Source organism: Moorena sp., assembly GCF_982860115.1.
Map to the genome: position 1 here is coordinate 1 of NZ_CEYLVT010000458.1, position 1,637 is coordinate 1,637.

Here is a 1,637-nt window from a genome sequence, read left to right on the forward strand (position 1 = left end):
ATTGGGGAAAAGTGACTCTGGGTCAAGTCATCTATCACTACCGCTATTGGCTGTTATTTGCTGGTGTTTCCTGCTTTGGATTTAGCTATGGTCTAGTTTATCTAGCTGGGCGTAGGCGAATTGAAGCAGAACTGCGAAAAGCCAATGCCTTACTGGAAATCCGGGTTGAGGAACGTACAGCTGAGTTCAAAGCAGCTAAAGAAGCCGCTGATCAGGCTAATCACGCCAAAAGTCAATTCCTGGCTAATATGAGTCATGAATTGCGTACTCCCCTCAATGGGGTTTTGGGTTACGCCCAAATTCTACAACGGGATCCACAGATAACTGCTAAACAAAAAGACCAGATCAACCTTATTTATAAGTGTGGCAACTATCTTCTCCATCTGATTAATGACATTTTAGACTTATCCAAAATCGAAGCTCGGAAAATGGAACTGTTTCCGACAGAAGTTCATTTGCCGTCCTTTCTGATGGAAGTTGTAGAAATCTGTCGCGTCAAAGCCCAGCAAAAAGAGATTGCTTTTAGTTATCAACCCTCATCCCATCTCCCAGAGGGTATCCTGGCTGATCCCAAACGATTGCGACAAGTTCTGATTAATCTTTTGGGAAATTCCATTAAGTTTACTGACCATGGCGGAGTCACGTTTAAGGTAGACGTTATCAGTAACCAGCAAGAAATTACTACTATCCAATCCCCCCTAGTCAGACTTCGATTTATAATTGAAGATACTGGGATTGGGATGACCCCAGAACAAGTGGAAAAAATATTTTTGCCCTTTGAACAGGTGGGGGATGTTGATCATCGTGAACAAGGCACTGGACTTGGATTAGCGATTAGCCAAAAAATTATCAATTTGATGGGAAGTTCTATCAATGTTGAGAGTACTTATGGCCAAGGTAGCCTTTTCTCGATAGAGTTAGAGTTACCGATTGCTACAGCTGTGATTGACAGTAAGCAAGCCTCTTCCAAAACTCTTATAGGTTGTCAGGGGAAAGCACGGAAAATCTTAGTAGTAGATGACAAATGGGAGAATCGCTCTGTAATTGTGAATGTGTTACAACCTCTGGGATTTGAACTGTTGGAGGCCAGTAATGGGGTTGAGGGTTTGGAAAAAGCCACAGAATGTAACCCTGATCTAATTATTACTGACTTGGTGATGCCGGTGATGGATGGATTGGAAATGATGCGACGTCTGCGCTCATCATATCAATTGAAAGATCTGTTGATTATTGCTTCATCTGCCAGTGTTTATGAGTTAGACAAGCAACAGAGTTGGAAGGCAGGCTGCGATGATTTTATTCCCAAACCAGTGGACGTAGCCGAATTACTGGAAAAATTAAAACAGCATTTGCAACTAGAATGGGTGTATGAAGACTTCATCCCAAAACCAGAAATTAAAACAGATGCTGGAGCTAAAGAAATCCAGCTAGATGCGATTGTGCCTCCCCCATCTGATATTCTGCTCCTACTTTATGACTTTGCTAAGAGAGGTAGTGTGTTTGACATCAGACAAGAAGCTGAAAAGCTAGAACAATTAGATGCTAAATTTGTACCATTTGCTAAGATAATTTATAAATTTGCTAAGGAGTTTAAGGTGAAGGAACTTAGGAAGTTTATCGAAGAGTATGTCGATTAA

The 1,637-nt window shown here is 41.4% G+C and carries 1 protein-coding gene; it reads left to right on the forward strand.

Annotated elements, in window-relative coordinates:
- The coding region (locus AC4II3_RS32655) for an ATP-binding protein (protein WP_490723043.1) at window positions 1-1,637 on the forward strand (1,637 nt) is incomplete at its 5' end.